The organism is Bythopirellula goksoeyrii (assembly GCF_008065115.1).
Lineage (GTDB): Bacteria > Planctomycetota > Planctomycetia > Pirellulales > Lacipirellulaceae > Bythopirellula > Bythopirellula goksoeyrii.
In genome coordinates this window covers 5,127,916-5,152,051 of record NZ_CP042913.1, presented here as the reverse complement: position 1 = coordinate 5,152,051, position 24,136 = coordinate 5,127,916, and the positions used below count along the sequence as shown (strand labels likewise).

The 24,136-nt window shown below is 49.4% G+C and carries 31 protein-coding genes; 8 read left to right on the top strand and 23 right to left on the bottom strand.

The window, feature by feature from the left end; genetic code table 11:
- Positions 1–99: 99 nt before the first annotated feature.
- Genes Pr1d_RS20340 through Pr1d_RS20315 form a run of 6 tightly spaced genes read right to left on the bottom strand, consistent with a single transcriptional unit; the run spans position 100 to position 2,576 of the window.
- On the bottom strand, positions 100–804 hold the full coding sequence (locus tag Pr1d_RS20340; protein ID WP_148075236.1) for a DUF4142 domain-containing protein: 705 nt from the start codon (positions 802–804) through the stop codon (positions 100–102).
- Positions 805–863: 59 nt separating this feature from the next.
- A complete protein-coding gene (locus Pr1d_RS20335; RefSeq protein WP_148075235.1) occupies positions 864–1,226 on the bottom strand; it encodes a PRC-barrel domain-containing protein in 363 nt (120 codons plus the stop codon).
- A 40-nt stretch (positions 1,227–1,266) separates the two neighbouring features.
- Complete coding sequence (locus Pr1d_RS20330) at positions 1,267–1,503, bottom strand: thiamine-binding protein (RefSeq protein WP_148075234.1); 237 nt, start codon at positions 1,501–1,503, stop codon at positions 1,267–1,269.
- A gap of 24 nt (positions 1,504–1,527) precedes the next feature.
- Entirely contained in the window at positions 1,528–2,094 is a 567-nt protein-coding gene (locus tag Pr1d_RS20325) for a type 1 glutamine amidotransferase domain-containing protein (RefSeq protein ID WP_148075233.1), read from the bottom strand.
- Between the two features lie 41 nt (positions 2,095–2,135).
- The gene (locus tag Pr1d_RS20320; protein ID WP_148075232.1) at positions 2,136–2,393 is read right to left on the bottom strand and encodes a hypothetical protein; all 258 of its coding nucleotides are present in this window, start codon (positions 2,391–2,393) and stop codon (positions 2,136–2,138) included.
- A 33-nt stretch (positions 2,394–2,426) separates the two neighbouring features.
- Positions 2,427–2,576, bottom strand: a complete 150-nt coding sequence (locus Pr1d_RS20315) for a hypothetical protein (RefSeq protein ID WP_148075231.1) — start codon at positions 2,574–2,576, stop codon at positions 2,427–2,429.
- Between the two features lie 203 nt (positions 2,577–2,779).
- On the opposite strand from Pr1d_RS20315, the gene gdhA reads away from it, so the two are divergent.
- Complete coding sequence (gene gdhA / locus Pr1d_RS20310; protein ID WP_148075230.1) at positions 2,780–4,132, top strand: NADP-specific glutamate dehydrogenase; 1,353 nt, start codon at positions 2,780–2,782, stop codon at positions 4,130–4,132.
- Between the two features lie 17 nt (positions 4,133–4,149).
- Here the strand turns inward: gdhA and Pr1d_RS20305 are convergent, their stop codons facing one another.
- From Pr1d_RS20305 to Pr1d_RS20265, 9 genes are all read right to left on the bottom strand, one after another.
- Positions 4,150–5,691, bottom strand: coding sequence for an alkaline phosphatase family protein (locus tag Pr1d_RS20305; protein WP_168205377.1), 1,542 nt, complete (start codon positions 5,689–5,691; stop codon positions 4,150–4,152).
- Between the two features lie 83 nt (positions 5,692–5,774).
- On the bottom strand, positions 5,775–6,959 hold the full coding sequence (locus Pr1d_RS20300) for an AI-2E family transporter (protein WP_148075228.1): 1,185 nt from the start codon (positions 6,957–6,959) through the stop codon (positions 5,775–5,777).
- A 30-nt stretch (positions 6,960–6,989) separates the two neighbouring features.
- Positions 6,990–8,396, bottom strand: a complete 1,407-nt coding sequence (locus Pr1d_RS20295) for a cytochrome B6 (protein ID WP_148075227.1) — start codon at positions 8,394–8,396, stop codon at positions 6,990–6,992.
- A 165-nt stretch (positions 8,397–8,561) separates the two neighbouring features.
- Positions 8,562–9,185 (bottom strand): PRC-barrel domain-containing protein, encoded by a 624-nt coding sequence (locus Pr1d_RS20290; protein ID WP_168205376.1) that lies wholly within the window; start codon positions 9,183–9,185, stop codon positions 8,562–8,564.
- Between the two features lie 68 nt (positions 9,186–9,253).
- Entirely contained in the window at positions 9,254–9,457 is a 204-nt protein-coding gene (locus Pr1d_RS20285; protein WP_148075225.1) for a CsbD family protein, read from the bottom strand.
- A gap of 66 nt (positions 9,458–9,523) precedes the next feature.
- The gene (locus Pr1d_RS20280; protein WP_168205375.1) at positions 9,524–9,790 is read right to left on the bottom strand and encodes a BON domain-containing protein; all 267 of its coding nucleotides are present in this window, start codon (positions 9,788–9,790) and stop codon (positions 9,524–9,526) included.
- Positions 9,791–9,872: 82 nt separating this feature from the next.
- The gene (locus tag Pr1d_RS20275) at positions 9,873–10,367 is read right to left on the bottom strand and encodes a YciE/YciF ferroxidase family protein (protein ID WP_148075223.1); all 495 of its coding nucleotides are present in this window, start codon (positions 10,365–10,367) and stop codon (positions 9,873–9,875) included.
- A 355-nt stretch (positions 10,368–10,722) separates the two neighbouring features.
- Positions 10,723–10,932, bottom strand: a complete 210-nt coding sequence (locus Pr1d_RS20270) for a hypothetical protein (RefSeq protein ID WP_148075222.1) — start codon at positions 10,930–10,932, stop codon at positions 10,723–10,725.
- Positions 10,933–11,003: 71 nt separating this feature from the next.
- Positions 11,004–11,195 carry a DUF3309 family protein gene (locus tag Pr1d_RS20265; RefSeq protein WP_238476547.1) on the bottom strand — a complete coding sequence of 64 codons (192 nt, stop codon included), beginning with the start codon at positions 11,193–11,195 and terminating at the stop codon, positions 11,004–11,006.
- A gap of 863 nt (positions 11,196–12,058) precedes the next feature.
- On the opposite strand from Pr1d_RS20265, the gene Pr1d_RS20260 reads away from it, so the two are divergent.
- A complete protein-coding gene (locus Pr1d_RS20260; protein WP_148075221.1) occupies positions 12,059–12,583 on the top strand; it encodes a general stress protein in 525 nt (174 codons plus the stop codon).
- An 11-nt stretch (positions 12,584–12,594) separates the two neighbouring features.
- Here Pr1d_RS20260 and Pr1d_RS20255 read toward each other — a convergent pair whose 3' ends face one another.
- The 5 genes from Pr1d_RS20255 to Pr1d_RS20235 form a co-directional block, all read right to left on the bottom strand.
- Positions 12,595–12,801: a hypothetical protein gene (locus Pr1d_RS20255; protein ID WP_148075220.1), complete on the bottom strand. Its 207-nt coding sequence runs from the start codon at positions 12,799–12,801 to the stop codon at positions 12,595–12,597.
- Between the two features lie 92 nt (positions 12,802–12,893).
- Positions 12,894–13,358 carry a phage holin family protein gene (locus Pr1d_RS20250; protein WP_148075219.1) on the bottom strand — a complete coding sequence of 155 codons (465 nt, stop codon included), beginning with the start codon at positions 13,356–13,358 and terminating at the stop codon, positions 12,894–12,896.
- A gap of 252 nt (positions 13,359–13,610) precedes the next feature.
- Entirely contained in the window at positions 13,611–14,066 is a 456-nt protein-coding gene (locus tag Pr1d_RS20245) for a hypothetical protein (protein WP_148075218.1), read from the bottom strand.
- A gap of 29 nt (positions 14,067–14,095) precedes the next feature.
- Complete coding sequence (locus tag Pr1d_RS20240) at positions 14,096–14,410, bottom strand: hypothetical protein (protein WP_148075217.1); 315 nt, start codon at positions 14,408–14,410, stop codon at positions 14,096–14,098.
- 56 nt (positions 14,411–14,466) lie between these two features.
- A complete protein-coding gene (locus tag Pr1d_RS20235) occupies positions 14,467–14,886 on the bottom strand; it encodes a CsbD family protein (protein WP_168205374.1) in 420 nt (139 codons plus the stop codon).
- Between the two features lie 474 nt (positions 14,887–15,360).
- Here Pr1d_RS20235 and Pr1d_RS20230 point away from each other — a divergent pair, with 474 nt between their 5' ends.
- From Pr1d_RS20230 to Pr1d_RS20220, 3 genes are all read left to right on the top strand, one after another.
- Positions 15,361–16,542, top strand: a complete 1,182-nt coding sequence (locus Pr1d_RS20230; protein ID WP_148075215.1) for an AI-2E family transporter — start codon at positions 15,361–15,363, stop codon at positions 16,540–16,542.
- A gap of 117 nt (positions 16,543–16,659) precedes the next feature.
- Positions 16,660–16,869: a carbon storage regulator gene (locus tag Pr1d_RS26780; protein ID WP_148075214.1), complete on the top strand. Its 210-nt coding sequence runs from the start codon at positions 16,660–16,662 to the stop codon at positions 16,867–16,869.
- A 43-nt stretch (positions 16,870–16,912) separates the two neighbouring features.
- Complete coding sequence (locus Pr1d_RS20220; RefSeq protein ID WP_148075213.1) at positions 16,913–17,317, top strand: Hpt domain-containing protein; 405 nt, start codon at positions 16,913–16,915, stop codon at positions 17,315–17,317.
- A gap of 66 nt (positions 17,318–17,383) precedes the next feature.
- On the opposite strand, the gene Pr1d_RS20215 is transcribed toward Pr1d_RS20220, so the two are convergent.
- Positions 17,384–18,883, bottom strand: coding sequence for a sigma-54-dependent transcriptional regulator (locus Pr1d_RS20215; protein WP_148075212.1), 1,500 nt, complete (start codon positions 18,881–18,883; stop codon positions 17,384–17,386).
- A 411-nt stretch (positions 18,884–19,294) separates the two neighbouring features.
- Between Pr1d_RS20215 and Pr1d_RS20210 the strand changes: the two genes are divergently transcribed.
- The 3 genes from Pr1d_RS20210 to Pr1d_RS20200 all read left to right on the top strand — a co-directional run bounded on the left by Pr1d_RS20210 (position 19,295) and on the right by Pr1d_RS20200 (position 21,201).
- The gene (locus tag Pr1d_RS20210; protein WP_148075211.1) at positions 19,295–19,462 is read left to right on the top strand and encodes a DUF1328 domain-containing protein; all 168 of its coding nucleotides are present in this window, start codon (positions 19,295–19,297) and stop codon (positions 19,460–19,462) included.
- Between the two features lie 62 nt (positions 19,463–19,524).
- Positions 19,525–20,004: a PA2169 family four-helix-bundle protein gene (locus Pr1d_RS20205; RefSeq protein WP_148075210.1), complete on the top strand. Its 480-nt coding sequence runs from the start codon at positions 19,525–19,527 to the stop codon at positions 20,002–20,004.
- A gap of 228 nt (positions 20,005–20,232) precedes the next feature.
- Complete coding sequence (locus Pr1d_RS20200) at positions 20,233–21,201, top strand: hypothetical protein (RefSeq protein WP_148075209.1); 969 nt, start codon at positions 20,233–20,235, stop codon at positions 21,199–21,201.
- 584 nt (positions 21,202–21,785) lie between these two features.
- Here Pr1d_RS20200 and Pr1d_RS20195 read toward each other — a convergent pair.
- A complete protein-coding gene (locus tag Pr1d_RS20195) occupies positions 21,786–23,144 on the bottom strand; it encodes a mechanosensitive ion channel family protein (protein ID WP_210417792.1) in 1,359 nt (452 codons plus the stop codon).
- 178 nt (positions 23,145–23,322) lie between these two features.
- Positions 23,323–23,787, bottom strand: coding sequence for a hypothetical protein (locus Pr1d_RS20190; RefSeq protein WP_148075207.1), 465 nt, complete (start codon positions 23,785–23,787; stop codon positions 23,323–23,325).
- Positions 23,788–24,136 lie beyond the last annotated feature (349 nt).

The window sequence follows — 24,136 nt, the reverse complement described above, 5'->3', positions numbered from 1 at the left end:
GCAAGAGATATTAAAGTAGCACAAGCAACTCCGGCTTTTGAAGAGCCGGAGTTGCCTCATGCTCGCGAACCTACTCGAATACTATCAAGAATGCATAGATTATTGTTGGCGTGCCTGTTTGCCAGCAAATTTTTGATCGTCTTCAAATTTCTTGGATAGTCGCTTTGCCTCCGCGAGGTGTTGTTCAACCTTGGATCTTGCCTCGGCGACTATTTGTTGAAACTGTTCGTTACCAACGGAATCCAAGGCTTTCAACTCGGCCAGGCTCCAGGTGTGAGCCCCGATTTGCATCCCCAGGAATGCCATGTCAAAATCCTGTCCTTGATAATTGTTGAGCATCATGATGCTTGAGACTTGGTAGTTGTCGGCAGCCTTTTTTTGAATCGTCAGTAGTTGCTTAAGCGGAAAAGCTGCTGGCTGAGATTGGTTCACGTTGCCAGTATTGTGGGGGCCAGTGGCACTCCCTGTAGCTGGTAGCATCTGTGCCACTTGAGGGGCAAACTCTTTGATTTTCTCATTTAGCTGTCGATGAGCTTCGGCAAGGTTCTCGGCAAATTGAACTACTTCTTCTGTATCGGAGTCTTTCTCCGCTATCTCACTCATCTCGATGATCCCGTTGTTCATGAGAATCAGTGAGCCAGCGTAGAAGTCAGTAACTTCCAATTGGGAATGCTGACCATTCTGGGTGGAAGCACTGTTGTCAAGTTGCTGAGTGTGCACCTCCTGGCCCGTTGCTACAGAATAAAATAGTTGCCCGACGATTACGGCCAAGTGAGTGAAATGTGCATAATGAAAAAGTCTCATGAGAAGGTATCCTTTCTTTTTTGCGTGATGTTACGAGAGTTCCTAGTTCTAGTTGAAGGCTAATCCCAATAGGGATCGACACCATAAACCCCGTGTACTTCCGACTGCCACGTTTGATCGGCCATGTCGGGCCAATGGTTTGGATCGAAGCCATGAGCTTTCTCCAACCGTTCCTTCTCGACGGCTAGCCTGAAGCATTGATCGTCAGCGTCGAGGTCGAGCGCCTTGAATGGCACGGCAAAGAGCTTGTCGCCCATGCCTAGAAACCCCCCGAAGGAAAGGACTGCGTAGGCTACGCGTCCCGAGGCAGTATCAATCATCAGGTCCTTGATCGTTCCCAATTCTTCTCCCTTGGGATTCTTCACAATATCTCCTGAAATCGTGCTAGCAGAAAGAACATTTGTGGCGAAATTAGTAGTCATAGACTGTTTCCCTATTTAAGAATTACGTGAATTCTTGGAGCTATGCACGATCATCATCGATCGTGATGTTTACTAGAAGTCGTTTGTGCGATTCGCTAAGCCGCTCATGGCATTGCCCAATAACACTAGTGATTTGTTCAAAACTCCCTTCAATTGTTGTAGACATCCGTTTCATATCAAAATCAAAACCTTCATCTTCCAAGAGTTGACGTATGGTGGCCATTTCATTCCGCAAATGCGGATCATCAAGGGCCCAGATGCTGAATTGAGCAAGCATAGAGGTTCTCCCTTCTCCTGGTCGTCAAGCGGACTGTTCTGCATGGACCCCTTCGGCAAACTCTTCAATCGCTTTCTTGCAGAATGCGGGTAGGTCGTCAGGATTTCGGCTTGTCACGAGTCCTTGGTCGCATACGTATTCTTCGTCCACCCAGTCGGCACCAGCATTGGTGAGATCTGTTTTTAGGCTAGGCCAGGAAGTCACTTTCCGGCCTTTGACGACATCTGCTTCGATTAAGGTCCAGGGACCATGGCATATTGCGGCAACAGGTTTACCTTGTTTGAAAAAGTCGCGTACAAAATCGACGCACGTGTCGTTCATCCGCAGGGCATCCGGGTTGGCAACCCCGCCAGGAAGCACGAGGCCATCGTAGTTCTCAGCGCTCACAGCGTCGATCGACTTATCAACTGTGAATTTGTCTGCCTTTTCATCGTGATTCATGCCTTGGATGGTGCCTGATTTGGGCGAAACCAACACGACATCAGCTCCTGCCTCCTTAATGGCCTCCCACGGCTTGGTCAATTCAACTTGTTCAAATCCATCAGTGGCAAGAAAAGCAATTGTTTTTCCTGTAAGTTGCTTGTCAGGCATGATTAACTTCTCCTTGTTAAGTTAGATTATTTGCAGGCGACTCAGAGTGGCGGAGTCGGCTCAGGCGGTGGGACATCCGTTGGCTCGGGAACGGGATCGTCGAATGGCGAAGGTGCCGGTACATCGGTCGGCGACGGGGCCGGCACATCTTTTGGCTCTGGTGGCTCCGGGGGAAGTGGATCTGTCGGCAGATTCCCCGGTTTCTTCCGTGGTATGGAAGCGAGAGTCGAACGTGCTCGGTTGAACCAAGTTCGCCGAGAATCTCTAGTGCGGTATTTGGGTTGGCGAACACATGCCATCTTTTGACTCCTCAGTTTCTTTGAGCGAACAGGCTAAACCTTCTTCAAGGGTTCGCCACAACACGAGAGCTCAGGACAGCCTTCTTTGCAATTGCAGTCGGCGGTCACTTTCATCTCCATTCCACATTTCTCACACTTGTAGGTCTCGCCTTGCTTAGGTACGTTCTCTGTTTGAGTAGCCATTTTTGATGCCTCCTTCATTTGTGATATGAAAAGTCAACTTAAAGGAACTTAAAGCAATTCGCGTGCCGTATAACAGGACTACCTAAACACAAGTTCTTCATTTATGTTTGCAGAAGAAGTGGACAGAATGTCCGCCTAGCGAATGGTTTCGGTGCATTCTTTCTGATGGCTTAGCAACCACCATCCTTTTGAGGTCTTATTACATGAGTCAAACAGTCGATAAACAACTCAAGCGATTCATGGCCGGGCTCAAGAAGCGGAACCCCCACGAAAAGGAGTTTCATCAAGCAGTTGAGGAGGTTGCCACCTCTGTGATGCCATGGTATCTCGAGCACGATGCCTATCGGAAGGCCGAGATCCTGGAGCGGGTGACCGAACCGGATCGCATTATCATCTTTCGAGTCACTTGGGAAACAGACGATGGATTGGTGCGCGCGAATCGAGCCTGGCGAGTCCAGTTCAATCACGCCTTGGGACCGTACAAAGGCGGACTCCGCTTTGCGCCGACTGTAACACAAAGCGTTCTGAAGTTTCTAGGATTCGAGCAAATCTTCAAGAATAGTCTCACCGGTCTACCCATGGGCGGAGCCAAAGGAGGAGCAAATTTTAATCCCAAAGGGAAATCCGATCGCGAAGTAATGCGATTTTGTCAGAGTATGATGACCGAGTTGCATCGCCACATTGGCGAGAATACCGATGTCCCAGCAGGAGATATTGGCGTGGGATCACGTGAGATTAGTTATCTATTTGGGCAATACATGCGTTTGGAAAACCTGTGGTCTGGAGCAATGACGGGCAAGGGGAAAGACTATGGCGGGAGCGCGGTACGAACTGAAGCCACGGGGTGGGGATGCGTCTATTTCTTGGAGCAAATGCTTCATCAAAGAAGCGATGAGTTGGCCAATAAGCGTATTGCTATTTCCGGGGCGGGCAATGTTGCCATCTACGCGGCAGAAAAAGCGCTCGAGAAAGGCGCCAAAGTCATCACGCTAAGTGATTCCGATGGAACGGTGGAGATCACCGAAGGGCTCGATCAGGATCAATTGCAGTTTATCAAAGATTTGAAAGAGAAAAGGCGTGGCCGGATTTCTGAATTTGCAACCACTTACAAAGGCGTCAAGTTTCACAAGGACGCAGCTCCCTGGAACATTCCTTGCGACATCGCAATGCCTTGTGCAACACAGAATGAATTAGATGCAAAGGATGCCTCGACGTTAGTAGCCAACGGAGTGATGGCCGTGTGCGAAGGGGCCAACATGCCCACCACTCCTGAAGCGAGCGATGTGTTTCGCGAACATTCGATTCCCCATGCTCCCGGCAAGGCATCGAATGCAGGAGGCGTGGCAGTGAGCGGATTAGAGCAAAGCCAAAATGCGATGCGCATCAGTTGGTCGCGTGAAGAAGTCGATGAGCGACTGCAAAAGATTATGGGTGCAATTCACCGGAGGTGTGTCGAACATGGCACTTCTGGAGGCAAAGTAAATTATGCCGATGGAGCGAATATTGCCGGATTCAAGAAAGTAGCAGACGCGATGCTCTCTTATGGAATCGTGTAACGCAGAATGCGATATGCTTATGTTACGTGACTTTCTCCCAGCCTTCGCGGTGGGTCTAAATCGAGCAACATTAGACAGAGGGGCGTGACGTCGACGCTCCGTAGCTTTTCAGGCAACGTGATGGAAGCAGGTAAACCTGCTGCGATCACTGGCGAAGTAGAATCCAGAGAGTGCAGCGATCCATGGGAACCTTTCTCGTTGCAGGCTGTGTTTGGAAGACAGAACTCATGTCCTAACCGAGCCGTGACCCATAAACTCCCACTCTTGCGAAAGAATGCTGTGGCAATTCTTTCAAAAGCATTTGGATAGTCTCCAAAGCGGATTCGACCTTCGGAATCTACCATTGCATCAAGCGCTCTCAAGTCGCCAGTCCAAGTCCAGCCGGCACCGTAGTCGTCCCTGCCCATGGGATCATGTTGTCTCTCCAACGAGAACGTCAGGTGACCTCGATCAAATGTTGCAACATGGAACTGAACCTGTCTTGACTCACTCAGGCCATTCTCGGAGTCGCACCAAACAACTTGATCGACCTGTTTGCATTTTAGCAGGCAGTCGATGATGGCAGCGCGATTTCGCCAAGAATCCTCTTGCAAGTAGATTTGTGCAGCACGCATGTTTGGACAGACCATCACGTCCTCGCCGCTCTCCCAAGCTGATCCAGCCTTAACAACTTGAAATTGCTCCAATACCTCATTGAGATCGACTGCGGCTTCTTTGGCTGATGAAAGATCGCTCTGGCTATGGTCCCCCGTTATGACAATCGCATACTCTTCAAGCAAACTAGCAAGCTCACCGTGAATCTCGAAGAGACGGCCCAACTGAATATCGATTTGTTCCAGGCTCTTTGCGGCCTTCATTGGCCCTTCTTTGTGGCTATCAAAATCGTTGTTCGGAAAATAGGCCAGAGTAAACTCTGGTAGGGAATCGAGTTCTGCCAACTGGAGAAGATAGTCGGCCGTGGTTTCGTCATGAAATCCGTATCGACGTGTTATGCCGCCACGAACCTTGAGCCTTTCCCCTCGGGGAAGCGGGGTATTCACAAAATCCCCCATAAACATCAGGTGTGGGCCGGGCAACTTTTCTGCAGGGTCACCTGGAATGAGTTTGAACAGAGGCGGCCAGGAGATTTCGTGGTCAACCGTCCCTCGAAACCATAAGAGGTTGATGACCGCATCGCGCAGATGACCGTGTTTTTCGATCTGTTCAAAAATTGTGGGGACTCTCAGCCGACGACAGTTCAATTCGTGCTGAAAGTCAGTAAGATAGTGGTCGATACCTTCATTGAGAATTGCCCAAATATCTGTGCCAAAATAGGCCACGTCGTCCTGGTCTTCGTCATACCAATAAGCCCCTGCAATGCCATGTTCATGTGGGTAGCAGCCTGTGGCGAGTGCACACGTGGCTGCTGGGGTAATCGAGGGGAAGACGGCAATACACTCGCGGTGCAGTTGTCCTACCTCTATTAGGCGAGAGAAATTTGGCAGGCGGCCGGCTTGTAGTTGTGGTTCCAAGACTCGCGTCGCCAGTGCGTCAATGATAATCAGCAATACTTTTTTCATAAAACTCACCATGAGAGAGTTGATGACGCTTTGGAAAGCATTGTAACAAAATCCGAAAAAGAGACTGGACCCTCCACGCGAACTTAGCTGTTCTCAGAGGATTCAAGGAAATCCTTGATGTAGACCTCCTCAATCCCTACTTTTGCCACTGCCAATAAGGGAGATGCCACCGCGGTACCCAGAAATCCGAAAACGACTCCCATCAGTGCCTGAACAGAGAGTAACAATGCCGGTGGGAGGGCAGCTTGTTTCTGTTGTATTACGGGGGTGATGACATAGCTTTCGATCAGTTGCAATGCAATGTAGCCTACAACGACATACAAGACAGTCGTTCCTCCTTGAGGGAGCGCAAACAAGACTGCTAGAACTAAGGCCACGGCAGGTCCGATATTGGGAACGAACGATAGCAGAGCGGTTATGATTCCCAAGGTAAAGGCCATCGGAATGCCAAGAGCCCAAAGCAACAATCCTGCCCCTCCCCCAGTGATCGCCATCGTAGCGAATCGACCAAGAAGCCACTGCCAGAGGGTTTCTCCCATCTGATCCATGATTTCGCGAGCTCGTTCCCTGCGTTGCTTGGGGAATAGTTTGACACAGCCATCGCGATACATGGCAGGATCGATGGCTAGAAACACGCCTGTAAAGAAAATCAGTAAACCATTGACCAACAGCCCGAAGCTCGATCGAAAGATACCTGCGACCGCCTTTATGCCTCTCTGTGCAGTGTTTCGGATTGCATTCTGCTCCATCTCTTTTGCCTTCGACGAATTCTTTGCCGAATCAGACTCGCGTTGCTCGTCGGAAGTCGAATCTTCATCTTTCTCAGTTTCTTCACGAGATTGCTCTGCAGACTCGTCGTCTATCAATTGGCGCGCAAAAGGTGTCGAATGTAAAACAGATTTGATCGTGGGATATCGATCGGCCAAGTCACGGAGTTCCTTTATCCCTTCGTCAGCATAATCTATAGCTTCCATAATCTGTGAATTGACCTGAACACCGAACAGCGTGACGAGTCCAAAGGCTCCGAGGACTAACCCAATGGTCACCGCCGCCAAGCTCCAAGCATAAGCAAGTGGTGTGTATCGCGCCAACAGACGACTCAATCGCGTCAGGAAAACACCAAACAAAACGCCCAGGAAGAGAATAAGACAGATTTCAGAGGCCAAAACAAGTGCCGAAGCGAAGGCACCAAGTATGACAATAGTAACCGCCACGAGCGCAACTATAATCGCCGAGTTTCGCAATTCACTCTCGTTTTCATTTACCAAACCGAATTCCCCAGGGAACGACTTTAGCTGCTACAAGCAACGCATAAAAGCTGCTAACGCCTGCTGCTCATCTTGGTCAAGTTGCAACGAGAATATTATATTGAAAAAAGCCACTGTGTCATCGAGCGTCATCAATCTGCCATCATGGAGATACGGCGGGGAATCTTTGATTCCGCGAAGAGTAAAAGTCTTGATTGGCCCAGCTGCAACATCGTAGTGATCGCTTATCATCTCCGGTTCGTAGAATCGACCAACCTGCAGGTCATGCATCTTGTTGTCGAGATAAAAAGGTGCCGGATGACATTGGGAACAATTTGCTTTACCGAAGAAGAGTTCTTCACCTCTTAGCTCTTGCTGCGTTGCCTTTTCAGGAATTAACCGACCAAGTCGATCCATTTTTGGAGCGGGAGGGAAGTCAAGCATGTTCTGCATTTGAGCCATCATAGCGACCTGGTCCGAGCGATCTGGTAAATGTACGCCCTTCTTAGCAGCGGTCACATGATCACCATCAAAGTAGGCCGTACGCTGCTCGAACTCGGTAAAGTCCTCCACCGATCGGAGCGATCGCTTGGATCCATGAATCAATTGATTGAACATCCCACGGAGGCTGACCGTATCGATGCGAAATCGATTCTGTTGAGGACGGGTATCGGGGTTCAGGTGAAAAGTCGCATTGGTATGTCCATTTACATGACAATCGAGGCAGGTTACTCCAAGCTGGGCGGTAGCAACTTTGCGATCATCTGTTTGATTGAACTGTTGCTGCGGAAACGGGGTCAAGAGCAGTCTCATTCCTTCCATTTGTACAGGAGTGACCTTGCCCTTTAGCAAGCGGTAATAGTTCTTGATCGTGAGAACCTCCCCCTCCGACACATCTCCTAAGTCAGGACGGCTGCTGAGAAACATGGGGGGTGGATATTCAGGAGTTAAGTGATCCGGAAGATCGAAATCGACGTCAAATCGTTGCAAGTCGCGATGTTCGGCCTCTTGAATCTTGTCTATTTGATTCTTGGGGAAAACCATTCCGCCAGTTGAGTGCTTTGCGTGGGGCAGGGGACGAAATCCCATCGGAAAAAGCCCTCGCTCGCGAATTTGCTGGGGGGCCATTTTTCCAAGATCTGTCCAACTCGTTCCCTCTTTCAGCTTGACACGCACACCTTCTTGTACAGATTTTCGCCCGCCGGACATTTTCTCTTCGCTAGGTTTATCGCTCAAATCATAACGACTATCGAGCAGGTTCTGCTGACGTTCCATGACCGACGGTTTATTCTCTGAGTCTTTCTGACGGGTTGCGTCAAAATCTTGATCTATGACTGGCATGTAGGTTTGCGGAACAGATTGCTTTTGCTCACCGCTCTGTTCCGCCATCAGAGTAGGAGAATAGAGCATTCCACAAAGTCCTAAGAGTAGAATTGCCGAGCAGTGAACTTGTGACATGGAATAGGCTCCTGTTCTTGAATTAGTGCGAGTGCTTCGCTGAGCTACCAGCCAACCAAAGAGGTGTCCAGAATAGTAAATAACCGCCGCGAACTATGAAGGATTCATAATCCGCGACGGCTTGGTTTCCTTACACAAACTCCTCTTCACCATCCTATGGGTGGTTTACTGCGCCCGGTTTTGTCGATTGCCATCGACATCCACGTCCACACCATTCCGATCGACATTGACGTCCACATTGCGATCTCGGTCGGTATTCAGACCGTTGCGGTTGAGCCCATTGTTGCTTCCCCTATTTCGATCGGGATTGCGACTCACTCGATATCGCCTATCGAGATCGTTAGTAAAGTTGGGGTCAGCAAAATTAGGCCAGTTATCCTGATTGAACCCTTGCGCTCCTTCAAGTTGTTGCTTAGACACATCGAGTGTCAGGCGATGATCATCCGGATCATCAGGATCCACGGTGCATTCGAAGGCCTCCCAAGGAACGGCAAACATTTCGTCACCGATACCCAGGACACCACCGTAGGTTACTGCGGCATAGCGGACCTTGCCTGTGTTGGGATCGAGAACAACATCATTGATCTCGGCCAAATCTTCACCCTGCGGGTTGTAGACATTCATGCCAATGATCTCGCTCGCTCTCACAGTCTTACCTTGCATATCGTTTGCTCGGTTTGATTGGCGGGCATCGCGGGTTGTTGTCGTAGATTGTGCATCAACGACAGAGGTGCTTGCAACAAGTAGCGCCATTGCCGCTAGAGCGGCAGTAATAGATCGATATCTCATGTTTCCTATCTCCATAACCAAGTTTTGTGTGAATAGATTCCAACAACGATTATTCGTTGTTGTGCGTTCTAGCAACTACAGGAGTTCTGGAATTCCTCCACTTGTTTCTCAGCTTCTTCTTTGGCGATACCGTATCGCTGCTGAATCTTGCCGGCCAATTCCTCGCGATTTCCGTCGATGACATCAAGGTCATCGTCGGTAAGCTTGCCCCACTTCTGTTGGACTTGGCCTTTCGTTTCTTTCCATTGTCCTTTAATCTGATCCCAATTCATGTCTTGCTCCTTTCACGAGTATGTAGATGGCCTCAATGGCAACTACGGTCTTCAACGTATGTCCCCTCAACGCTGATGGGACGTTGATTCTGGTTTCGGGAAACTCACTTCGATGTCATTGATTACTTTGTGAACTCCCGGTACTTTTATAGCGATGGTTTGTACGACTTGTTTGAGATAGTAAGAAGCGAGATGTCCCTGCAGATGAATATCAGACTGATGTGCTCGACATCGAATGTTCTTCAATTCTGGATACCCAAGTTTGTCGATGGAATTCTTAACTTTCTCGGCTAACACTGTTGGTTCATAAGTCACACGGATATCGGTAGTCATCTCAGAATCCCTTCGCATCGTTCGGTGAGTGTAATGAACTCAACACGAGCACCAACAGCATCGCCGTAAGGCTGTTTACAGCTCACTTCGTCATTGCGAGGAAATTGAGACTCCGCTCAGCTAGCCGCGTCAGATGCTGGTTGGCATGACCTTCTTCGTTGAGCGTCTTCTGCAGCACATCCGCCGCCTTGTGTTCGCCAAGCTTCTCAGCATAAGCTCGTGCTGTTCCATAGCCGGCCATTTCATAGTGCTCCACCCGCTGAGCTGCACCAACCAGGGCGGCATCCCGAACTTTAGGAGGAATATCTCCGTTGAGAAGTTCTGCGCCTTCTTTGATTAAACCTTCCATAGCGGCGCACTTGTGACCACCCGGCTCAAAATCAAGTTCTTTGAAGATCTCTTCTAGTCGAGAGACGTGTTGTTTTGTCTCTTGCAAATGATTGCGAAAAGCTTCCTTCAAATTCGAATCTGTTGCCGCTGATTCCATCTTAGGTAGAGCCTCTACCAACTGCATTTCAGCACTATGGAGGTCTTTCAATTCTTGCACGTATAGTTTTTGAAGATTATCTAACTTCATGGTTTGTTCCCTCGATCCGGTGTCTTTTAAGCGAAGAAGTTCGCAAGATGAGTAACTGCATATCACATGCCAAATAATTCTTTATTAGTACTCGGCTATATGTGCCGCAGACAAACTGAACAAAGAAGTATGTCTGTCCCCATTGAAGTCAGTCTGGTCTTGAGACGGCCAATACAAAGAGGAAGGGGAAGTTCGAATGAATCTAGAATGCTTGCACAAGAAGTGACAGAGTGCCAATTCGTCGCTGTGATTTTGTGGTGTGACAAATACTAAAATAGGCACAACGAAGAAGGGCGAACCTTACCGGTTCGCCCTTCGACTGAAACTTAATGACTTCAAAGGTAGACAGATGCCCCTACGGAGTGATCTGATTCGGATCGTCATCCGTGTTGACCTCAACATCGGTGTCACCTGTTTCTGGGTCACGTTCTACCTCGATTTCGCCACCAGGGGTTTCGATATCCAGAACTTTCTCTTTGCGCTCGCATCCGCTGATCGCTACCATGGTGGCAGCAAACAAACATGCGGCAGAGATTCTCAGGGCAAAGCTACGAATGACTTTCATAGTATTCTCCAATAATTGGTGAAGTGATTAACAAATCGACTACAAGCAGCAAGCGGAAACGTCGGGGAGCGTTATATCCTTCCCATCAATACAAGCACGAGAAGTATGACCAATACTAATCCGAGGCCTCCAGATGGCCCGTATCCCCAATTGCGGCTGTGAGGCCACGCCGGCATGGCACCGAGTAAGAGCAGTACCAGAATTATCAAGAGAATAGTGCCGATCATGTCGTCTCCAGGTTGATAGTTTTGAAGTGCGGTCATACCGACCGCCTGTGATTTGGCGTTGACTCATCTCAATCTCGGGCCCCAGTCTCCATACAAACTCATTCTGCAAAAGCTGCGCCGTTCAAGAGGGGGGTGCCCACACTTTACCTGTGAGATGATTTAACTTGACAAAGACAGCGATCCCCATAGCGCAACTTTGTCGCTTTCACTATATCCACCTGTAGCCTGGCGGTCCGACTACCAATTTGGTCGTATTGGGGCCAAGAGTTCTAGGGACCCCCGCAGTAGGAATGGCTTGTGAGATACATGGCCAAATAGAGCAGATGACCTAATAAAGTAGTGTTTGTGTCAAAAAATGTCAGCCCGGCACGCGTAATGCTTACATAGGGATAGGGGTAAGCTTGAGAATGATATGTTTCTACTACTGTTAGGAAGGAAAAAAGATGCTTAGGAAATCGAACAACCCATCTGGAAAAGTGAAGTATGCATTGCTTGGTTGGTTAATTGGCCTGCCGTTGCCAATAATCCTCATTTTATTGTTTGTGCGTGGTTGCGATTTCTAGGGCGAACTATGATAGTCACCAGTATGGAAAGCAAACCTATGAAACTTGGCCTTTTCGTTAAAGAGGTCATGCAAGAACAGGCTGCGTTTACTAATACCTGACTCGCGATGTCTGCTGTGAACTTGGGCCATGACATCTTTCTATTAGGCGTCTAAGACTTTGTTTACACACTTGATGGGTCGATCCATGCCCATCCGTGACTTGGAAAGCAAGGTGAAGTACAAATCGTATCGTGGAGCAGGTTTACGAATTGTCGATCTTGCTACATTATAGAAGTTAAGCTATTGGCATTTGGCTTTTAGCAATGAGCAGACCTTCTAAACCAGGAGACTTACTATGAATAAAACATCTCAAGAGAAAGAACGTCCGGTTCGTGCCGGAGTATTCGAGACGCTCGCGAAAGCAGAGCAAGCCTTCAATTCGCTAACCGATGCTGGCTTCACTCAAGAAGAGCTAACCGTTATTTGCAGCAACGAACTGCAGCAGAAACACTTTCCATCGCCAGTTTCGAAAGAAGGAGATCCCACCTCAGCCAACGCGGCAGCAACTGGAAGCTTACTGGGAGGTATCTTGGGTGGGTTAACAGCAGCCGCTGGATTGGCAACCGTCGCCGGGATACCAGTTGTCATCGCCGGCTCACTGGCAAGTGCATTAACCGGAGGCACCGTCGGCGGTTTAACAGGAATGATGGTCGATCGCGGCTTCGACAAAGAAGCGGCTGATTATTACGATCAAGCGGTCACCGAAGGCAAGATCTTGATAGCAGTCGAACCCAGCGATGCCAAACCAAACCGACTAGAAACCGCTGCAAAGTTATTGCGCGACGCTGGTGCTGAACCTCTGTCGCTGCTGGAAGGCTGAGCTAGGACGACTTACCAGGGTTTCAGTTTCCATCCAAGGACGAAGCCGATGCCAAGGCACCAGAGTGCCGCCACTTCAGGCTTCTCTCGGGCGTAGGTCTTGGCGTATTCAACCAAGTCGACCGTGGGTTGCAATTCACTTGTGTGTTGCGTCCCAGACCGCTGGGAAGCAGCGGAACTCTTGGTCTGTGACTTTGTGCGAGATGTTGCCGTAGGCATGGTATCCTCTCTTATTCTTGCTTGTTGGATAGTTAGGTGTTAATCAAATAATGATGGAATGTAAAATAGGATCGAAGTAATTGGACTGCAGCTCAAATTCGAGACGTCGCAGCTTGAGTCTTTGACGTCGCTTGACTGTTGTTCGAAAGTGTTGACTTTAGCCAGGCGACATTTCTACTCAGCTCTTCATTCGAGCGTTGCCAGGAGGTGAGTCCTTTTTTGAGCTTCCACCAACTAATAGCCCCTAAAATGACACACAACACGAGACTGCCCGCAGCCACTATGCTTAAGGCTTCAAAATGTGACCACTGGGAGTATTCAACCAAGGCCTCCGCACCAGCAAGAAGAACTACAGGTAGGCAGGCGAGTAACAGCACAAGTCCTATGGCAGACAAAATCATGGTGGCACGCATGTCGCGCCCAGCGTCGCGGGAGTCAAGCTTAAACAACTTGACCTGAAGTTCAGCCAGTTCGATGGCATCGTGCGCCAATTTAGAAAAGCTCTTAGTCACATGAGGCTGTGACGCTTTTCCTGAAGCTCCATTGCTATTATTCATTTTCGTTTCCCTAGCCAACCTAGTACGACTCCTACTGCCACTGCTACTGCAACTGCGGATTGAGGATGATCCGCCAAAAAACTTTCAATACGTTGAGCCCAAGGGTGCATCGAGGATGATTCCGAACTCCTGTAGTCATTGGACTCGCCCTTTGCCTCGGGGAGTGCCACTGCCCAGGAACTCTCAGTTCGATCACCATGTAGTCGGTTGGTATTCATTGATCAGCCTAACGTCAGGAGTATTTCTAAAGCCCTATTTTGGTCGTGATCCTGCATAGACTCGATCGCCGGATTCGCTCGATAAATCGTTTTCCTTAGCTCGCTTCTCCATGGATTGGTTCACAAGATTGGATACATAGTTGACGGCAGTTCGCGAACCTGCCGCTAATGCGAGTGCTATTAACTGATTTCCCCAGGAGTTCTTGTCGGGCTTCACATGCGATTGTTGAGTTACGTAAAGTTTTTCTTGTTTCGCCAACTGGGCCAGGGCATCAGCATCAGCTACCACTCTCTTTTCCTTGCGAGGCACGAGCAAATACCCCACTGTTGTTGCCGCTGCAAGAGACAGCCAGGGATAACTGCGGATGTAATATCGCCAATCGGTCTTCTCGCGCACGCTCAAAGCCACCCGCTCAACATCGAGATCGAGCGAGGTACGCACAGCTTCCATGCGTTGCTGGATATCTTCCTGATGGGGATCAGACGACATATTCAAATCTCGAACTGGGTTCACAAAGACTATCGATGAATTCGCTCGCTAATCGCAGCAGGCACAATGCCTTCGAATTTCTCCAGGATTCTCTGTCCCAGTCCCTCGGCGGTCGACCGATCCCACCAGCGAGAGGAGTGTCTCGAACCACCGATCGCTGTTCCAATCAGAATACCAACACCCAAGCCTGAGGCTAAGGCGATCAGCATCGACTTGCCGGCGTTGTCTTGGACAATCTCCTGCATTCGGTCCGCACCTTGCGCAGCATAATGCTGCCATTCATCCTGATGGGAACTGAATTCCTGTCGAGTACTTGTTTTATTCTTTGTTGCTTGGGGAGGCATGATTACTCCTATCTCCATAAATGTTGGCGGGAAGTGATAGCGGCAATTTCAATTCTTTAGCGTGACCGAAGCACTAGGCCAACGATAACTCCCGCAATCAAACCGGTACCAAAGGCAACCGCCACCGATTCAGCAGGACGACGCTGTACTAACTGCTCAGCGCCGGAATAGCCTTCGCGAACTCGCTCGCGCATCTGTTCAGCGGCGTCGCTTACGGACTCATTCGCTTGTCCCATATATTCTCGCGCCACTTCTTTCGCATGACCAAACACACCGGTGCATTGCTCGCTTAGATCTTCAACAACGCTCTGTATCTTTGCTTTGGCTAGACCTGTCTTTTGTTGAATCAATCCTACGAGTTGATCAAGGTCGCCTTGGACTTCCTGTAATTCATCGTCGGTCAACTGTCCCCAATGCTCCTTGATGAGCCCTTTGAGTTGCTTCCAGTTGCCGGTTAGTTGTTCTTGAGTTGCCACTGCAGACTCCTTTTGGTTAATGTCGTTGGAAAGGTAATGCAATTTAGCATTTTCACCCCCTGCCGGGCCAAATAGCACGCCCCGGATTTCCTATCATAAACATAACAGGTGCAATTTGCGCGCCGCCTGATCGGCATCTTATTACATAGGCTTTCCAGCTCTTACATTCATTTCATGACGATTCATACTCATAATCGGAGTGGTTTCGCGACGCCCACGGTGGGCAAAATCAGACCACTTTTCGGTCGTAAAATGAATTGCTGGAAGGACTTATCTAGGTAGGACCCGCACTCTATGGAGAAAATCTTGTCGGTTTCCAATCCGCATTCACCGCTAAGCTAGGGACGAATTCCTAAACGGAGTGGAAAAACTGGCCAAACTCGTGTTGGGATGATCGATTCTGGCCCTATCTTTGCACCTACTTGATCAGTCGCTGACACCTCCCTAGCTCCCGGATCGTCCTCAGGTGCTTTAATGCCTGTTATTTCAACCACGAACCCGCCTCAAGAGCGTTGCGAAAATGGCGTGAATGGAACAGTAGAATTACACGCTTCTGCGGCACCGAATTCCGGCGATTCTTCCGATACCAAAGAAGAGTTAGCTAGCGCTGTTCGGAGCTGGGACATCAAAGATGCGTTGCTCGCCACTTTAGCCGTTCTGGCTGTTTTTTATACGATTTACTTTACTCGCTCGATTCTGTTCCCAATAACGCTGGCCGTGTTGCTCAATCTGGTATTCAAGCCCATTGTTTTACGCTTACAACACTTCCACATTCCGGCGGTCGCCAGTGCGACACTCATACTAGTAACCTTCGCGACGACGGTTGCCCTAGGTGTGTGGTTGCTGTGGGAACCGGCCAATGAGCGAATCGCTCAATTCAATTCGCCGAGCTACTATGCCCGATTAACGGAAAATCTCAAGCCGCTGCAAAAGCCGTTAGGCGACCTCAACAAAGCAAGTAAGAAGATCGACGAAATTACGAGTGGTTCAGGCGATAAACCGATTAAGGTCCAAGAAGTGCAACCCCAACTCGGCAATATGCTAAACCTAACGGGAGGGTTTGTCGCCAGTTCAGTGATTATGTTCGTCCTTCTCTTTTTCCTGCTGGCCGGAGGAGATCGATTCCTAGAAAAGCTTGTCGAATTGATGCCGACATTTAGGGATAAACGGCGGGTCGTGGAGCTTTCACGGGAAGTTCAGCAACGCATGGCAAACTACCTGTTCACTATTTCTGCGATCAATGTGGGCTTGGGTGTCGCTATTGGCATCGGCATGTGGGCGATCGATTTGCCAAATCCAGTTCTTTGGGGTGTGATGGGGGCTCTGTTGAACTTCATTCCGTTTGCTGGATCAGCCTTAGGAGCATTTATCGTGTTTCTAGAAGGAATCACCGCGTTCAACAATCTTGGACAAGCTGCGTTGGCTCCATTGGTCTACGTCAGTCTTAACGCCTTAGAAGCCAACTTCGTCACACCGGCGATGCTTGGTAGAACCATCAGCCTCAATCCCGTCATGGTTGTGTTGGCCATCTTTTTTTGGGGATGGCTCTGGGGAATCGGGGGGGTATTATTGGCCGTTCCACTTTTAGTTGCACTCAAGATATTTTTCGATCAATCGCAAGTATTAGCGCCCCTTGGCACTTTTTTGGAGAGGTAAAATGATAAACAGAGGCCGCACGCACAATACTAAATACGGCAATTAGGTATGAGATTCGCCCAGTAAGTCGTCTATTTACAGAGGAACTATCGACACATAAGTTACGGAGGACTCAGTATGCTCGTTCTTTCCAGAAAGTCAGAAGAATCGATTAATTTACCAGAGTTGGGAATTGAGATACGGATTTTGCATGTGCGAGGAAAAAATGTCTCCGTAGGGATTGAAGCTCCGCGAAAGATACGAGTTCTCCGTGGAGAATTGCTTGAAGCGGAGAATGTAGAATCTAGTTCATGGTACCGAAATCCTGCAATCCGTTATACCGTATGACTCGTAGCCATATGGGGTGAGCGGAGGAAAGGAAAAGTCGGACATGAAATCCACGTATGAGGCCAGCAGCGTGAAGCAACAACACCGAACCGATATGCCAGATTATGATTTGAATGCCGCTCTTGAACGCCTTGGAGGAAGCCGCGAATTATTGCGAGATATGATCGGCTTCTATTTGGAGGACTATACTATTCTCCTTGATCGCATTGAGGATGCTGCTGAGGCGGGGGATCCCATCTCGCTGGCTCGATCCGCCCACAGCCTGAAGGGATTGGCGTCAAACTTTGATGCAACGGAAGTGATCGAGGCTTCCGATGCGACCACCTTGGCTGCGCGCAAAAGTGTGGGCTTGATGCCCGAGAAGGAGATTGCTGCCCTTTCGCATGCAGCCTCTGAGCTTGCTGAGCACTTGCAGGCTGAATTGGACGACGGTGAAATCTCTGAGTAGGGTGGGCACCGCAGATAAGAATTTGGTCCGCACGACTCGATGGGCGCTGTCCCCTCTTTGGACCGATCAACACTGTCCAGCAGGCACTGTATCAGGTTTGTTATCGGGCACTTCCCGATCTTCTTCGGCGACGGTGACTACCTGGTCAATAGAAATCCCTAGCGAGCGTATTTTATTGCGTAAACTGCCGCGCGTTATTCCCAAAATACGTGCAGCTTCTGATTGATTGCCCTCGGTGTGGCGTAGGAGAATCGTCAGCAATTGAGTTTCCATCTCTGCCAATGTTTCGGCGTAGAGATCCGAGCTCTCCTCTTCAATGCGACTTTCAATAAACCTCGCCAAGCCGTCGTCGTTAGGGGTAGGGGCTTCCTTCGAGTCGGTCGCAGGCGAAGTACTGGCTTTTAGCAACTCCTTGTTGAGTGCTGATTCGAGCAATACCGTCCCCGAGCAATAGAGCAATGCCCGACGTAGCACGCTTTCAAGTTCACGTACATTTCCTGGCCAGTCGTATTCAAGCAGTGCGGCTTGGGCATCAGGAGCTATGCCACTGACTTCCTTGTCCAATTCCTTGGCAAGTCGCGCCAGGAAGTGCTCAATCAAGAGAATTCGATCTTCGCCCCTGTCTTTAAGTGGGGGCAATTCAATTGTGTAACCGTTGAGTCGATAATAAAGGTCTTCGCGGAACTCGCCGTGACGGCACATTTCTTCCAAGTCGCGGTTCGTGGCTGAGATCAGCCGCACGTCTGTTTCAATCGTTTCATTTCCGCCGACGCGTTCGAATTTCTGTTCCTGGAGCAGACGAAGTACCTTACCCTGTACCGCAGGAGTCATGTCGCCTACTTCATCGAGAAAGATGGTGCCACCACTGCATTGTTCAAATTTCCCGATGCGTCGGCTGTGGGCTCCTGTAAAAGCTCCCTTCTCGTGACCAAAGAGTTCACTTTCGAGCAAAGTCTCAGACAGTGCCGCACAATTCACGGCTAGAAACGGGCCATCTGAACGGGAGCCATGTTGATAGATGGCTCGAGCAACCAATTCTTTCCCCGTACCACTTTCGCCACGGATGAGGACCGTGACATTCTGGGCTGCCACGCGCCCAATGGCCTTGAATACATGCTGCATGGATTCACTGCGGCCGACGAAAGCATCGTGTTTCTCGGCAGGGGTGAGCAATTGGTCAATAGCAACCGGCACGGTCATCATCCGCCGCGATTCCAATGCTTGCTCGACCATGCAGAGTAGCCGCTCGACATCGATCGGTTTGGGAAGGTAGTCGAACGCCCCCAACTTCATCGCTTCGATGGCAATCTCACTGGTATCGACAGCCGTAACAATAATGACCGGCATGCGTGGATCGAGCTCTTTAAGCTTCGCAAAAAGGTCCATCCCCGACATGTCGGGAAGCACGACGTCCAACACTGCCACATCGGGAGGCGACTGCTCGGCGCTTGCAAGTGCTTCCTCCGCCGTGGATGCCGAGGAAATATCGAGATCAAGCTCTTCGAGAGCACGCCGGATTAAGTGATGGATTGAGCGATCATCGTCAATCGACAGGAGTTTAGGCATCGGTTATTTCGCAAACCAGAATGGAAGGGGAGAGGGGCACACCGCTTATGCATAGTCGTCAATGATACCCATTCGAAGTTCGACAAGAAAGACTTTGTCCCGTCGGATAGCAGAATTGCGGGACATTTAACCGCTTTTCCTAACACTTCTTGCTAAATGGACTTCCATGTGACTTGGTACTAGCTGCCTAGTTGTAGTTGGAAGGATTGGTCGTAAATCAACCGCCGTGGTTGCCTACAGTTCAACCGAACCCTAGTTTTTCACGGTTTGCTCATTAAGAGCGGTTCGATAGTACTGCCACAACTTTGGTATGCGACTTGCGTTCTATTATTCTCAATGCAGCGGAATTGGTCCGACTGCGAAACTATTCGACGGATCAAGTCGCATTTTAAACGAAAGGCTGGGTGAACCATGTTAAGTTGGGCCCTCACATTTTTTGTAATCGCTTTAATTGCCGCCGTATTAGGTTTTGGTGGAATCGCTGGAGCTTCGGCCGGTATTGCAAAGATTTGCTTCATAGTTTTCTTGGTGTTGTTTGTTGTGAGCCTTATCGTACCGCGCATGCGGGGCGGTGTCTGACGATAACCAAGCTTACCCTTCAGACCTGAGCGAGCTTACCCGCTGATTAGGAGGATCAAACAATGAGTATTCTACGTGAAAGCACGGCATCGAATCTTAAGCCTGAGACAGTCAGCAAATTGCAGATGTTGCATCAGGCAAATATAGATAGTGCCAAAGGATTTGAAGAGGCTGCTAAAGATGTGGAGAATGCAAAACTAGCTGCTGACTTTCGGTCCTGGTCTGAGGAGCGAAGCAAACAAGCACAAGAGCTAGCTAGCCTAATCGAGATCAACGAAGGTGAAGTGGATCGCGAGGGAAGCTGGCTTGGAGATTTGCATCGCTCATACATCTCGCTCAAAGCAGCGATTACATCAGATGATGAACATGCTGTTTTAGCAGAGGCCGAGCGGGGTGAAGACCATATCAAAGGGGCCTACGAGGAAGTGCTAGAGCAGTGCCCTGGCACGGCGGTCAACAACACCTTGCAGCATCAGTACGCCAATGTCAAGAAGATCCACGATCGGGTTCTTGAATTGCGAGATGCTTGTAAGAGTTGTTAATCCAATTTAAGCAGTTTAACAGAGTAGTGAGCCAGGACAGCGACGGTAACCCGTCGCTGTCTTTGTATTCCTATCAAGAGAAACTTAGTGGTATTAACCACTCAACCTATTTCAGAAGTATCTCAAGTGATCAAAGGCATGTGATTTGCATTTAATTTACTTTGAGAGGAACTAACCTCATAGCTGAATGGTTCAGCAGGGGAAACTATCAGAAGCAAGGAGAAAAAAATGAGAAATCGACTACTATCAATGGGATGTACCGTATTGGCCGCTCTGTTGGCAATGCCTACGGCAGAAGCTCAAGATGGGCCGGTACGTCAGGGTGTCCGCGGCGTCGCTGAGGGGACAGCTCGAGCAGTTCAACGTACTGGAGAAGCGACTCGCAACATCGTGCGAGGTGCAGCCGAAGGGACTGCGGAAGCAGCTCGTCGTACCGGAGAGGCTGCCAGGAATTTAGGCGAAAACACGCGCGATCGCATTCGGGGCGAATATCGTGGTGATGCAAACCAGAATTTCGACGCCAATCAAGATCTTAATCAGAACCCGAATCTGAATGCCCAGACAGATGGCCAATATCAGGGCGAGTATCAGTCTGGGTATCGAGGCACCGAGCAAGGTCAGGGTGATGCTTATGACAATGCCCAAAATCAAGGTCAGTGGAATTCGCAAGGAAATCAGAATTTTGCGAATTCAGGACAAGTCTATCAATTGCGTCATGATTCTTCAGGTCGCGAGTTTATTTGTATGAATGGTCGTCGGGTTTATTTCGACAATCAGGCCAGTTCTAGTTTACAACCGACTCCTCAGACGGCCATGTATGGTTCGGAAGAGAGCCGAAACATGAACAATCAAGAGGCCAATAACCAGAACCGTGAGCATAACAGTGATGTTCCTCCGAATCCACAGCCTGCGACAAGTAGTTCTGAGACGGCTGCCGCTTCTCAACAGCGCAGTCAGAACCAAGATCTGAATCAGCAGAATTCGGATCAGAATGCTTCCCGCAATGCTGCCGAGAATAATCTTGATTCCTCGAACAGCAATAGTGTGGATGCAAATGCGCAGACCCGCACCGAGCCGGACACATCGCTAGACACCAGCAGTAGTGTCGACGCCAAGGCCAACTCGGAGGCAGATGCGGCGCTCAACACTGATGCGAGAAACACTGATGCGAGCGATTTGAGTAATTCTGAGAAATAGGCTTGCTATTCCCCTAAGGATTAGGAGTCTCGCATAACTCGACAGCCATCAGTTGCTTGCAAGAGCGACTGGTGGCTTTTTTTATAGGATGTCATCCTGGCAGAAAACCCATTCTATGCGAATAGGGCTGACTCGGTGGCATCCAATGCGACCGTCATTGAGCCAGGCACGGCAAAATTCTCTATTCGCGCAGCCCAGATTGCGGCTGTTTTCTCAACCGAACCATTGGTATGGCATTAGCGTACTAAGAAACGAAAGAATCGTCCCTTGACGCTATCGGAGGAATAGACCATGCGAAAAACAAGCAAAAATACTGCGAACAAACTCAAGAACAGCATCCAAACTCGTTGCGATCAGGTACGCGATAGTTGGACCGACTCAGAACGAGCTGTTCGTAAATTGTGGGCTCAAATGGCTCAACGAAGACTCGTGGCAGCGGCGCTAGCACGTGAACCCGTCCGGTAAAGCGAAGTGCAAAACCGGCACGCATTTGAGAAAGAAGTTGAAAATTATTACTTCTCCCACTTGCGTGTCGGACTGCCAGAAGTTTGACTCCTTAAGGGAGAACAAGTTCTGGTCAGTTTTTAGTCGGCAAGGAGATTTTCCCCCGATTCGGGTAGACGAGAGTTCTTGGCTTGTTGCTCGATTTCCTCTGCTTCGCTAGTTAGCGAACCTTCTGACTGTGTAGTAGTTCTCTCTGGTTGATCTCGCTCGTCAGTTGAGGGAGAAACCTTGCGATCTCTATTTTCAGTCTCCCTTTCTTCAAGCATGCGAATTGGGATCCCCTTGGGGAATATCACTTCCCGAGCTTCGTCGGGAAGTGTGAAGCCTCCATCAACCAGTGCCTTCTTAACCAGCCGAATCAACGATGAGCGTACTTTCAGCCCATCGTGCTTCGAGATATCCAGCCAGAAATAGATTCGCAGGTTGACGGTAGATGCTGCCAACTCATCGACCAGTACTAGCGGTTCAGGCTTGGCAAGTACCGTTGGATGTTCTTTCAACACCGAGAGAATCGTGGCCTGGACGTCCTCTAGAGAATCCTCGTAGTCGACCCCAACAACAAAAGTTTGTCGCTGATTGGGGTTCGCTGTGATGTTTTCGATGACACTCTTGTAAATGGTGGAGTTGGGAATCTGAACATGATTTCCATCGAGAGTCATAATCGTAGTGCCTCGCGTGGTAACACTTTGGACAAACCCCTTGCGGCCCTCTACGATGATTAAATCACCGGTTCTAAACGGTCGCTGAATACTCAGCAGGATGCTGGCGAGAAAATTCTCGGCGATATCGCGAAATGCAATGCCCAGCACAATACCTAAGAGTCCCGTGCCCCCCAACACAGTAGCTGCCAGGCGAGTGAGTCCTGAAACGCGGAGCGCCAAGTAGATTCCTAAGAGCAGAACAGGAATCGAAACCGCCTTTGCTACAACTTCGCGCAACAAGGAGTTGGACGTGCGGCGCGCGGCGATGCGGCGACTCAGCGCGGCGACAAACTTCGTCGCAAACCAAAATAGGAGCAGCACCACAAGTGCAACAAGCAAAACTGGCAGGGTCTGAATCGAATTACGGCGTAGGTTATCGATTTCCTGCCAGGCGGGAGTGAAGTCCCAAGTCGAGGGCTTTGTGACCTTCATGCGATTGGCCACGGCAACCACGTCCTGAGTGTTGCCAGAGAGTTTGGTGGCCCATTCCTTGTGTTCAGGGCTTTTGGCTTCGCCGGTCAAAAAAACGACTCCTTCTTCAACTCGCACTTGCGGATCGACGAACCATTCCGTGGCGACGAGTATTTTCTTGAGACGCGAACCTATCTCTTCATCCTCAGCCAAGGGCTGAATATCAATTCTCTCGGGCGGTTTCTGCTCATCAGATTCTCCAGCAGATTCTTCTGAGGGAGGAGCTTCGGTCTGGGCACCGGCAAAATCGGTAGGCGAGATAGACAAAAGTATTGCAAGGGCAGTCGAGATTATTCGAAGTGCGTTTGTCTTTTGGGAACAATTACTTTGTTTGCAATTCACGATTTTTCTCATCACGGATCTAGAGTAGTGACTAAAATCACTCAAGAGACTGGAGCAACTAGCATACCAGGCCGTGGTAGATATTCAGTAGGGAATCCACGATTCAGCTGCCAGCTGTATTGTTATCATTCGCGGCTCGGCGCCAAAGTAGTGCCGTGAGCCAGAATGCGAAACAGGCGATGCGGAAGTCGGCGATCGTGCCCTCTATCGTGGCTCTCCGCGTGAATGAGTGGACCGGAGCAATTACTGCGTCGAAACCGGAGCCTTCCAGAACCATCGTGCGACCAAAGAGAGACGCTGCACGAAGGAAAATAGTATCTTCAGTGGCACTCAATTCGAAGGTTCGAGTGAAGGCACTCGATTTCTGGGCCGTTACAACAACCGTCGCATGTTCATCCAACGTCCAGCATCCACTTAAGAAGCCGTGTTTGTGAACCTCATGAACATTTCCATCAATCGTGAGGGCTCCTTGCTCACTGCACCAATTGAACTCAGACCGTGCTGAATGTCCGTCCGCACTAAGATCAAAATTCCAAGAACAGATTCCCAGTGGTGTACAGCGAATCATTTTAGGGGATCCTACGATAGATAATCTGATTGCGAGTCAGTGAAATATAACAAGACTCGCCTATGCTATGTGCTTCCCTGGTTCGGGAAACGGTTCTGTTTAGCTAAGTGGCACTATTGTGACATAGTTCGACAATACTATCCAATAACAAATGCAATAGTCACATGCACCAGGAGAACCACAAAGTCAAAATACACGGAATGCCCAATTACCAAGGACCAATGCCCAAGACATTTGAGATTCCTGCCGAAATTGGTCATTGAAAATTGTACATTGGTCATTTTCCTACCAATGCCGACGTACTTTGCAGTTCTCCTGTCACATGCACGGACTGATTTGATCGAGAAAC

Bases quoted from the DNA above. Each gene is read 5' to 3' on its own strand.
- Pr1d_RS20265 (WP_238476547.1), bottom strand. From the start codon at position 11,195: ATGACCGCACTTCAAAACTATCAACCTGGAGACGACATGATCGGCACT.
- Pr1d_RS20260 (WP_148075221.1), top strand. From the start codon at position 12,059: ATGAATAAAACATCTCAAGAGAAAGAACGTCCGGTTCGTGCCGGAGTA.
- Pr1d_RS20295 (WP_148075227.1), bottom strand. From the start codon at position 8,396: ATGTCACAAGTTCACTGCTCGGCAATTCTACTCTTAGGACTTTGTGGA.
- Pr1d_RS20315 (WP_148075231.1), bottom strand. From the start codon at position 2,576: ATGGCTACTCAAACAGAGAACGTACCTAAGCAAGGCGAGACCTACAAG.
- Pr1d_RS20230 (WP_148075215.1), top strand. From the start codon at position 15,361: ATGCCTGTTATTTCAACCACGAACCCGCCTCAAGAGCGTTGCGAAAAT.
- Pr1d_RS20210 (WP_148075211.1), top strand. From the start codon at position 19,295: ATGTTAAGTTGGGCCCTCACATTTTTTGTAATCGCTTTAATTGCCGCC.
- Pr1d_RS20200 (WP_148075209.1), top strand. From the start codon at position 20,233: ATGAGAAATCGACTACTATCAATGGGATGTACCGTATTGGCCGCTCTG.
- gdhA (WP_148075230.1), top strand. From the start codon at position 2,780: ATGAGTCAAACAGTCGATAAACAACTCAAGCGATTCATGGCCGGGCTC.
- Pr1d_RS20320 (WP_148075232.1), bottom strand. From the start codon at position 2,393: ATGGCATGTGTTCGCCAACCCAAATACCGCACTAGAGATTCTCGGCGA.
- Pr1d_RS26780 (WP_148075214.1), top strand. From the start codon at position 16,660: ATGCTCGTTCTTTCCAGAAAGTCAGAAGAATCGATTAATTTACCAGAG.
- Pr1d_RS20245 (WP_148075218.1), bottom strand. From the start codon at position 14,066: ATGTCGTCTGATCCCCATCAGGAAGATATCCAGCAACGCATGGAAGCT.
- Pr1d_RS20325 (WP_148075233.1), bottom strand. From the start codon at position 2,094: ATGCCTGACAAGCAACTTACAGGAAAAACAATTGCTTTTCTTGCCACT.
- Pr1d_RS20220 (WP_148075213.1), top strand. From the start codon at position 16,913: ATGAAATCCACGTATGAGGCCAGCAGCGTGAAGCAACAACACCGAACC.
- Pr1d_RS20250 (WP_148075219.1), bottom strand. From the start codon at position 13,358: ATGAATAATAGCAATGGAGCTTCAGGAAAAGCGTCACAGCCTCATGTG.
- Pr1d_RS20255 (WP_148075220.1), bottom strand. From the start codon at position 12,801: ATGCCTACGGCAACATCTCGCACAAAGTCACAGACCAAGAGTTCCGCT.
- Pr1d_RS20285 (WP_148075225.1), bottom strand. From the start codon at position 9,457: ATGAATTGGGATCAGATTAAAGGACAATGGAAAGAAACGAAAGGCCAA.
- Pr1d_RS20275 (WP_148075223.1), bottom strand. From the start codon at position 10,367: ATGAAGTTAGATAATCTTCAAAAACTATACGTGCAAGAATTGAAAGAC.
- Pr1d_RS20305 (WP_168205377.1), bottom strand. From the start codon at position 5,691: ATGAAAAAAGTATTGCTGATTATCATTGACGCACTGGCGACGCGAGTC.
- Pr1d_RS20330 (WP_148075234.1), bottom strand. From the start codon at position 1,503: ATGCTTGCTCAATTCAGCATCTGGGCCCTTGATGATCCGCATTTGCGG.
- Pr1d_RS20270 (WP_148075222.1), bottom strand. From the start codon at position 10,932: ATGAAAGTCATTCGTAGCTTTGCCCTGAGAATCTCTGCCGCATGTTTG.
- Pr1d_RS20190 (WP_148075207.1), bottom strand. From the start codon at position 23,787: ATGATTCGCTGTACACCACTGGGAATCTGTTCTTGGAATTTTGATCTT.
- Pr1d_RS20290 (WP_168205376.1), bottom strand. From the start codon at position 9,185: ATGAGATATCGATCTATTACTGCCGCTCTAGCGGCAATGGCGCTACTT.
- Pr1d_RS20335 (WP_148075235.1), bottom strand. From the start codon at position 1,226: ATGACTACTAATTTCGCCACAAATGTTCTTTCTGCTAGCACGATTTCA.
- Pr1d_RS20340 (WP_148075236.1), bottom strand. From the start codon at position 804: ATGAGACTTTTTCATTATGCACATTTCACTCACTTGGCCGTAATCGTC.
- Pr1d_RS20240 (WP_148075217.1), bottom strand. From the start codon at position 14,410: ATGCCTCCCCAAGCAACAAAGAATAAAACAAGTACTCGACAGGAATTC.
- Pr1d_RS20215 (WP_148075212.1), bottom strand. From the start codon at position 18,883: ATGCCTAAACTCCTGTCGATTGACGATGATCGCTCAATCCATCACTTA.
- Pr1d_RS20205 (WP_148075210.1), top strand. From the start codon at position 19,525: ATGAGTATTCTACGTGAAAGCACGGCATCGAATCTTAAGCCTGAGACA.
- Pr1d_RS20280 (WP_168205375.1), bottom strand. From the start codon at position 9,790: ATGACTACCGATATCCGTGTGACTTATGAACCAACAGTGTTAGCCGAG.